Origin of the sequence: Mastigocoleus sp. MO_188.B34, from assembly GCF_030065675.1 — a bacterium.
In the GTDB taxonomy this organism is placed as follows: Bacteria; Cyanobacteriota; Cyanobacteriia; order Cyanobacteriales; family Nostocaceae; genus Mastigocoleus.
Window position 1 is genome coordinate 1 of record NZ_JASJDK010000206.1, and the last position, 8,875, is coordinate 8,875.

The 8,875-nt window shown below is 36.7% G+C and carries 7 protein-coding genes; 2 read left to right on the forward strand and 5 right to left on the reverse strand.

Translation table 11 applies throughout. From position 1 onward, the window contains the following. Window positions 1–138 precede the first annotated feature (138 nt). Window positions 139–1,596: an ATP-binding protein gene (locus QNJ50_RS27765; RefSeq protein WP_300642196.1), complete on the reverse strand. Its 1,458-nt coding sequence runs from the start codon at window positions 1,594–1,596 to the stop codon at window positions 139–141. 1,018 nt (window positions 1,597–2,614) lie between these two features. Here QNJ50_RS27765 and trpB point away from each other — a divergent pair. Next, window positions 2,615–3,847 (forward strand): tryptophan synthase subunit beta, encoded by a 1,233-nt coding sequence (gene trpB / locus QNJ50_RS27770; RefSeq protein ID WP_300642199.1) that lies wholly within the window; start codon window positions 2,615–2,617, stop codon window positions 3,845–3,847. Window positions 3,848–4,056: 209 nt separating this feature from the next. Here the strand turns inward: trpB and QNJ50_RS27775 are convergent, their stop codons facing one another. After that, entirely contained in the window at window positions 4,057–4,296 is a 240-nt protein-coding gene (locus QNJ50_RS27775; protein ID WP_300642203.1) for a hypothetical protein, read from the reverse strand. Window positions 4,297–4,705: 409 nt separating this feature from the next. On the opposite strand from QNJ50_RS27775, the gene QNJ50_RS27780 reads away from it, so the two are divergent. Continuing rightward, on the forward strand, window positions 4,706–4,906 hold the full coding sequence (locus QNJ50_RS27780; RefSeq protein WP_300642206.1) for a hypothetical protein: 201 nt from the start codon (window positions 4,706–4,708) through the stop codon (window positions 4,904–4,906). 117 nt (window positions 4,907–5,023) lie between these two features. Here the strand turns inward: QNJ50_RS27780 and QNJ50_RS27785 are convergent, their stop codons facing one another. The 3 genes from QNJ50_RS27785 to QNJ50_RS27795 all read right to left on the reverse strand — a co-directional run bounded on the left by QNJ50_RS27785 (window position 5,024) and on the right by QNJ50_RS27795 (window position 8,054). After that, window positions 5,024–5,185 carry a hypothetical protein gene (locus QNJ50_RS27785; RefSeq protein ID WP_300642209.1) on the reverse strand — a complete coding sequence of 54 codons (162 nt, stop codon included), beginning with the start codon at window positions 5,183–5,185 and terminating at the stop codon, window positions 5,024–5,026. 233 nt (window positions 5,186–5,418) lie between these two features. After that, window positions 5,419–6,621 carry a GUN4 domain-containing protein gene (locus tag QNJ50_RS27790; RefSeq protein WP_300642212.1) on the reverse strand — a complete coding sequence of 401 codons (1,203 nt, stop codon included), beginning with the start codon at window positions 6,619–6,621 and terminating at the stop codon, window positions 5,419–5,421. 263 nt (window positions 6,622–6,884) lie between these two features. Next, window positions 6,885–8,054, reverse strand: coding sequence for an AI-2E family transporter (locus tag QNJ50_RS27795; protein WP_300642214.1), 1,170 nt, complete (start codon window positions 8,052–8,054; stop codon window positions 6,885–6,887). Between the last annotated feature and the right edge of the window lie 821 nt (window positions 8,055–8,875).

The following is an 8,875-nucleotide window of genomic DNA, read 5'->3' on the forward strand; positions in this document are numbered from 1 at the left end:
GAAGTTCTATATGTAACAGATGGGGACTATCCCACTTCCTTTTTATCTCTACCATGAGCCCAGTTGCAATTGTGACTGGGTTTTGGTGATTTAAGGGTTAATTAACAGAATTAGTGAATAAATCAGTAAATAAAATACTTATTGTCCAATTGGAATAGTGATAAGAAACTCAGTACCTTCTTCCCGAGTAGATACACACTTCAATTGTCCGTGATGATTTTCGACAATAATTTGATAGCTAACCGATAAACCCATACCAGTACCTTTCCCAACTGATTTGGTACTGAAGAAAGGGTCGAAGATACATTTCTTTACTTCTTCTGTCATTCCAATTCCGTTATCAATTATACGGATGCATACTTTTTCTGAATTAATAATCTCTGTACAAATAACAATTGTAGGAATTGAGGATATTTCTACACTTGTTTGCACTGACACATCTGTATTATCTATATTCAAGCTTGAAAGCAATTTTGGAGAAAGCTTTGCTTTTTTATGATTCTTTTCTTCTAATGCATCAATCGCATTAGCCAGTATATTCATAAATACTTGATTCAACTGGGAAGGATAACACTCGATTTTTGGAAGTTCGGTATATTTCTTCAGAATACGAATTTGAAAACTACTGGATGTTTGCTGTAACCGATGCTGTAATAAATATAAAGTGTTATCAATTTCTGTATGGATATCTACTAGTTGGCTGTTAGCCTCATCTAAATGGGAAAATTTTCGTAATGACTCAACAATTCTACGAATTCGGATTGCACCTGTATTCATTGAATTGACCAGTTCAAAGAAATCTTCAGCAATAAAATCTAGATCGATTTCTTCAATTTTTTGACTAATTTCTCCATTCGCTTGGGGATAATGCTGTTGATAAAGGGAAATAAGTTGTAGCAAATCTTCAGCATAGTTTTTTGCTGGTTCAATATTACCGTAGATAAAATTGGTAGGATTGTTAATTTCGTGAGCTATACCTGCAACTAAACTCCCCAGAGAGGCCATTTTTTCGGAAAGTAAAAGTTGTGCTTGGGTGATTTTTAATTCAGAAAGAGTTTTTTCTAGTTCTTGTGCTTTTTGTCTTTCCTGTGCTTCCGATTTTTTTAAAGCTTCTTCTACTCGTTTGCGTTCCCGTAGTGCAGCTTGTCTTTCACTAATATCTCTTGCTACCCACAATACTTGACTATTAGAAATTGGAGAAATACTAGCAGCAAACCAATATTCTTCATTATCCCAAGATAAGCTGTAATCAAAATTAACGATTTGTTGTGTATTGAGAGACTGTAAAACTTTTTCCAACCATATTCGAGTATTTTCTCCTTGAAAAAATTGCTCTACTGTTTGAGTGACTAATTCTGTTTGATTTTTATGTAAACAAAGATTATTGGTTGGTATTATTTCAACATTTCGTAGTAGTTCATTGTTAATACTAATTACAAGTACAATATCACTCATCGCCTCAAATATGGCACGCATTTGAGCTTCTGAAGTACGTAACTTTTGTTCCAGCAATTTGCGGGTTTCAATCTCTTTTTGTAGCCGCTGGTTTAATTTTATTAATCTTAATTCATCTTCTTGGGAATCATGGAGATTCATATATGATTATTTGTTTTAGTTTTTTACTTTTACTTTTTAATTTAATGTATGAATTTAGTGTAATTTGATGCAAGTAATTTTGTGCAAAGTATTTGAGCATAAAACTAGTTAGTAAATTTACATCTCTTTTTTAAGGTCACATTTTTTAAAAGTCATTAAAATTTATACATCAAGTTACATTGATTAAATAATAGCTTGTATTCAATGGTAACTACTATGTACTCTCTACCCCCTCACTTATAGCAATTACACCTACAGTCATTGTGCCGATCGCCAGCAGTTTTTGTTAGGAACAGGGTATGTTCTCAGCGTAATTCATGAATCAGTAGCTGTCTTTAGTTTGGCTACATTTTCTTAAGCTAATTTTTCCCAGAATCCAGACAAAAATAGTTTTCTTTTATTATGGAGATATAATATTCCAAAATATAATTTATACATAAACAACATAAAGTTAAAAGAATACTGGCAACAATGTTAACAATTGAGCTATCCCCTACTGTCGTAAGCCGTATATTAACTATATAGCTCATATCCCTATTAAGTAATAATTCTTACGTAAACGCAATTAGATTTTTATTCAATAATGTAACTACAAGTATCCGGATAATTATCTGTGTTTATGCTTCTCTTCATTTTAACCCCATGTTATTTTGCCGAAGCATTACGTAATCGGGAATGTTCAAAGCACATTCTATTCGTCTAGATTGAGTTATATGGAGGTTCTTGGTTGAGTGGGGTACACTCTCTCTGTAGCTAAGGTGGTGTAGCTATAGCTATGATGTAACCGTTCGTTGGGGAAAATTGAGATGCATTTTCGATGAAAGCATTTCTAGGTTTGGAAACAGATGTATTCTAGTCAAGTATAAGCCGCTATATTACTGAAAATAAATGATTTAAGATTGCTATAACAGCCATATATTAACAATTACCCTTCGGGTTTCTCACGCAATTGATCATGGGTAACCCCTAGGACAGCGCTGTCTCAACAATAAACACTTAACTAAAGGATATAAAACCAGTGGTCAGTACTCCGGATATTAATACCTCTACACAACAACTTCCCGAACACAACGGAAGATTTGGAAAATTTGGCGGTAAGTATGTCCCTGAAACTTTGATGCCTGCACTCAGCGAACTAGAGGCAGCTTATCAAAAATATCGCCAAGATCCAAGTTTTCAAGCAGAACTGCAAGATTTATTACGGGATTATGTCGGAAGACCCAGTCCTTTATATTTTGCCGAACGCTTGACTCAGCATTATGCGAAACCTGATGGTACAGGGGCACAAATATACTTAAAGCGTGAAGATTTAAATCATACTGGCGCTCATAAAATAAATAATGCTTTAGCTCAAGTACTACTAGCAAAGCGTATTGGGAAAAAGCGAATTATTGCTGAAACCGGAGCCGGTCAACATGGAGTTGCTACGGCTACAGTTTGCGCCCGTTTTGGTTTGGAATGCGTCATTCACATGGGTATTAATGACATGGAACGTCAAGCCCTAAATGTATTTCGCATGCGTTTAATGGGAGCTAAAGTTAATCCAGTATCAGCAGGAAGTGGAACCTTGAAAGATGCATGTTCCGAAGCGCTGAGAGATTGGGTAACTAATGTGGAAACCACCCATTACATTCTTGGTTCTGTAGCAGGTGCTCATCCCTATCCCATGATGGTGAGGGATTTCCATGCAATTATCGGTCAAGAAACTCGCGTCCAAGCTGCTGAGAAATGGAATGGTTTACCAGATATTTTAATTGCTTGTGTGGGTGGTGGTTCGAATGCGATCGGACTATTTCATGAGTTTATTGATGAACCATCGGTGCGGTTAATTGGTGTGGAAGCAGCAGGTGAAGGTGTAGCGACTTCCAAACATGCAGCAACTTTAACCCAAGGACGAATTGGTGTATTCCAAGGAGCAATGAGTTACATGCTCCAAGATGATGATGGACAAGTATTAGAAGCCCATTCCATTAGTGCAGGTTTAGATTATCCTGGTGTGGGACCGGAACATAGTTACTTAAAAGATGTTGGTCGTGCTGAGTACTATAGCGTTACCGACAAGGAAGCATTAGCTGCATTTCAACTGGTATCCGAATTAGAAGGAATTATTCCTGCATTAGAAACCGCTCATGCTTTCGCTTATCTAGAAAAACTTTGTCCTCAATTGGAAGGTAGTCCCCGTATTGTGATCAATTGTTCTGGTAGGGGTGACAAAGATGTGCAAACTGTGGCTAAGGTTTTGAAAATTTAAGTCTGAGAAGGTGTTTATAAATAAAAAAATTGTTGTAGGGTGTGTTAGACCAATTACTATACCTGACTTTATTAATAATAAATTTAACAGGTCTAACGCACCGACTTAAGATGGTGCGTTACGGCAAATTCTGAATTATTCCAACTATTAAATCCTTATTTTGCCGTAATATACCCTACTTTAGAATTTATTTGCACTATTGTTTGATTTTAAGATCCCCCTAAATTCCCCTTGGAAAGGTGGACTTTGACTGTTCTCACTTTTTCAACAGAAGTAGATTCCTCTAAATTCTCCTTGGAAAGGGGGACTTTGACTGTTCCCACCTTTTCAACAGAAGTAGATTCCCCTAAATTCCCCTTGGGAAGGTGGACTTTGACTGTTCCCCCCTTTTTCACAGAAGTAGATTCCCCTAAATTCCCCTTGGGAAGGAGGACTTTGACTATTCTCACTTTTTCACAGAAGTAGATTCCCCTAAATTCCCCTTGGGAAGGTGTACTTTGACTGTTCTTACTTTTTCCACAGAATTAGATCCCCCTAAATCCCCCTTGGGAAGGTGTACTTTGACTGTTCTTACTTTTTCCACAGAATTAGATCCCCCTAAATCCCCCTTGGGAAGGGGGACTTTGACTGTTTACCCCCTTTTGAAAAGTATTTCAAAATCAAGGGGAAACAAAATGCAACTATTGCGATTAGAAGCTGAGCATAAGCATTAAAATACCCTTTAATAAAGATGAAGGATAAAATGTTTACCCTAAAATAACATCTTGGAACTCTACGACCACAAGCCAATAACCTGTTGTGGCAGTACTTTAAAGGCGCTAACGGTCACATCGCGCAACAAACAACGGAGGGTGAGATATGGAAAATAAACAAGATCTGCATACCGACTTACGCTCAGTTTTCGATCAGTTAACAAAGTTCAGGGAAAGTCATCCAAATGCCTGGAAAGTTGTTAATAAGCGTCTACTTGAGAATGGTAGTACTACGCTTACCGATGCGGATGCTGCGCTTTTTTATGCTTTGGAAATAATTGAAGAGATAGATTTCCAGCAGGTGTAATATTTAAAAGTCAAAAGCTATTACCATAGCGTGTCCGCAGGACATAAGTCAAAAGTCAAATTATGTAGTGCTATATTATTTGTTCCCGTAATCATTATTGGGATCCCCGTAAAGCCCTTAAAAAGCTGGAAAAGTCAAAATTCCTCCTTTCCAAGGGGGATTTAGGGGGATCCAAGATATATTAGGTACCAACATCCTCATTGCTTCCATATGTCTCGAAAACCACGTGAAATCAAACCCGGATATTGCTATCACACCACCACTCGCTGCAATAATCATGAGTTCAAACTAACTCGTCACGAATCACGAATGCCGTAAAGGTGTTTCTTTATGGATTAAAAAGCCCTGGAAAAGTTTCAGTTCAAACTTTATAGCTTGTGCAATCCTACCCAATAGGAATCAAAATTGCTTCAAAGTCTATGAATTTGTAGAAATATTTTTTAATAATAAATATTTACGAAAAGCTGTATCAACAACCTGTTAAAGTCTGGAATTTATGTGGGTCAGAAAATTCAGTCTCGTCGTAATTTCAATATTTCCAATGCCACCATTAGCATTCCCAGGGTGTTTGCCATTCCTCCCATCTCATTCCATTCCATTTCTTTTGCTAGCTTTTTATACGATGAACTTAATTGTGCAAGTTCTTCTTTTTCAAGTATTTCTTCTGCAACCTTACGCTTTTGCTTTTGTTCCTCAGGCTTACCTATCCTTTGGGAAACCTGGCGCTCATCATCATTCATTAGCCGCTCAAGAATAGATTTCGGATACATAGTCAGAAAAAGGCGAGAGACAGACGTTTCGTATTGAGCAAACTTCAGATCGCTACCACAAAATTCGCCTAATATATACTTCAATATACTCAATTTTCCTTCCATCATGTCTGTCGGATCTCGATGATTTCCGTCATCAAATAAACGACTCAGATCACGATAAAACTCACCTTCAACACTTTGATCGACTTGCGGAAATTCCTTTTTTAATACATCTAAATGTGTCGAAGCAATCGCAATAGGTAAATGTCCCTCTACAGCCCGTAGTTCCCACCTAAGATTCTCAAAAATAGAGTCCTTTACTTTCCAGCCAACGCGTTCAATGAACTGTAGATAGGTTTTCCAATCAGTCCGTCCCAGCTTGTCACACAACTCAATCCAGATTTGCTTTTGTACACTAAACCCAAATTTATCGCCACTGGAAGCCAACCAAAGTTTGTCAATTGTAAGCAAGTCCTTCTCTGGAAAATTTTCTATATCCTGTGCCCTCAAATAACCTTCTTTTTCTCGTCCAGAGACCCAAAGCATCTTTTCAACCGTTTCGTCATTGGCAGCCTTAAAATTCTTGGTACCAAGCAATTGAGCTAGTTTAGTGTAATCGACTCCTACTTCAGACGCTTTGAAGCCGGTGGTGGGTATATTTTTTGGTAACTTACTTTCCTCTAAACTTATTTCGTTATTTATATAAAAAATAGCAATAGTTTTTAAGTGGGAGTTTTCAGGGTTTGACTTATGTGCAGCATCAATTAAATATTTGACCCAGTTCTCAGCTTCCGCTTTTTTTATTAAGTTAAAAACAATCTCCTGTAAATTATCTCCTCCAGCAATTACGTCTAACTTTTTATTTGTATTAAAAGATAGCATTTGCTCTAGTGATACCTTATTAGGGAAAGCATCAATTAAAGCACCTTGTAATTGTTCACGCTGTTTAGCAGATAAATCCATGTTTTTCTCTTAAGCTATTCTAGAAAAATTATAGACAGTGGAGAATCGTTACTATGACCCCAAACAACAGTGATTATTTAACAATTATTAGTTTTATGTGATCGCTCTTTTGTCCAATAAGGATAATTTTTTCGTTCAAACTTAGAATATGTAATACATCGCGGCGGAAATAAAGCACCCATTTATGAAACGTCAAAACTAAAAAAACACTACTTTTGATTTCCGCGTAGCGGTACTAAGACTTATGTTCTTTGCTGATCTGGCTAATCTTCTTCTGGAAAGTCATTATTTCTTAGATCTTGATCTGAAGATACATTATTTTTTTCATGAGTTTTTTCATGGGTTTTTTCAATAATCTCATCCACCTGGGATTTATCCGCCACTATAACAATCTCGGTTTCTGGATGTGATTTCTGTCCCCACTTATCCAAAACATCTACAACTAAAACCTGTGTCATCCAAATTTTGGCAACAACTGTTAAGGGAAGCGCTAATAATAAACCTAAAAAACCAAAAAAGTAAGCAAAAAATAATTGGGAAATTAAAGTAATTGCTGGTAATAAAGAAACTTGATGCGCCATTACCACCGGCGTCAAAAAATTACTTTCAACCTGCTGAATCACAAAATATAAAATTAAAACAGCAAATGATTTCCAGGGTGCATCTAATAATGCGATCGCCATTGCTGGAATGACGCTCATAGTGGGACCCAAGTTGGGAATCAAATTTAAAAATCCCGCTAAAACCCCCAAAGCCAAGGCAGCAGGAACTTGCAAAGCCCACAAACCAATGACACTCATCAATCCCACTACACACATTGCAATAAATGCACCGGATACCCACCCCTGTAAAGAATCCTCACATTCATTCAAAATTCCATCTACTTTGCGGCGATAAAAGGAAGGAAACAAACGAATAAAGGCTTTACGGTAAGATAAGGGGCTAGCTAATAACATCCCCGTTAACACTAATACTAAAAGAACTTTAAGCAAAGCTTCCAAAGAACCGGAAACAAAAGCAAAAGAACTTCCTAAAACACGTTCGATAAAAGGTTGTGCTTGTTCTAATAATCGATTGATATCGGGTATGTAATCACTATATTGGCGGGGAATTTGAGTTTCTAGCTCATCCAACCAAGCATTAAAACGCGCAATACCTTGGGGAACCTTACTAGTCAATTCTTGGAATTGATCTGCAAATGGCGGTACGATCAGCCAGAAAAAACCAATAATAATTCCAAAAAAGATAATTACTGATAAAAATACAGAGAATCCCCGTTTAAGTCCCAAACTTTGCAAATATTTTGCCAGTCGGTTTAAAGTGGTAGCAATTACCACCGCAGCAAACATTAGCAAAAGTACTTCTCGAATTTGCCACAGTATATATAAAGATAAAAGTATGGCAATTAAGCCAATCCATTGACCTAAATTCACGCCAGTCTCCCAGGTTTTGATGTGAGTGTCCCACAGGGGAAATTCAAAAGTAAAAAGTAAAAAGTAAAAAGATGTCCTACGGACACGCTTTGCGAACAAAATAGATCAAGGCTGTACAGTGTTAACGCCTAGCAATTAGCGTAGTCATAGCGTATTCTAGGTACTGTGGGTGTAAGCGCAGCAAAAGTATTAAACTCCTCGCAGTAGATGAAATCAGCAGATTTTACTCACTAAGCTAAAATGCTTGCTGGAAAAGCAGTCCCCCAATTTTTTCTTGGGAGTAAGATAGATATTCAAGCTACTTTAGCTAGTTTCAGTAATTTGAACTCAGCAATTTGAACCCAGCAATTTGAGCATAGATCGAAAAAGAATATATTTCAAAGTATGATTTATTACTCACAAATGATACTGTTTTACTCTAGATTCAGTGCTAATTAAACATATTCCAGAGAATGTACATAATATATAAGTTTGATTTATGTGCTACTAGTTAGTAATTTTTTCATGTCGCTGCATTCGCCAAAGCAGGATAAACCCTAATACTATTGTGGGTAATAAAACAATAATTAAGACTGTAGTTGTTGTGGCTGGGATGGAGAAATTTGGCAATATATCTTTAATTAACAGCGAAATAACTAGCGATAGCAAAAAAACTTTTATAATCAATTTCATTTTATTCTTGATTGAAAGTACGGCAATTTTCCTAGTTAGGGTGTGGTAGATACTACTGTTGCCAGTCGCATTAAATTTCTACAATGTTCTCAGGCGGAAGGATTAAATAACAACCCAACTGTTCCCACACCACCATGATTTACTTACAA

Coding starts and splice junctions, on each gene's coding strand:
- QNJ50_RS27765 (WP_300642196.1), bottom strand. CDS start 1,596: ATGAATCTCCATGATTCCCAAGAAGATGAATTAAGATTAATAAAATTA.
- QNJ50_RS27780 (WP_300642206.1), top strand. CDS start 4,706: ATGGAAAATAAACAAGATCTGCATACCGACTTACGCTCAGTTTTCGAT.
- QNJ50_RS27790 (WP_300642212.1), bottom strand. CDS start 6,621: ATGGATTTATCTGCTAAACAGCGTGAACAATTACAAGGTGCTTTAATT.
- QNJ50_RS27785 (WP_300642209.1), bottom strand. CDS start 5,185: ATGATTATTGCAGCGAGTGGTGGTGTGATAGCAATATCCGGGTTTGAT.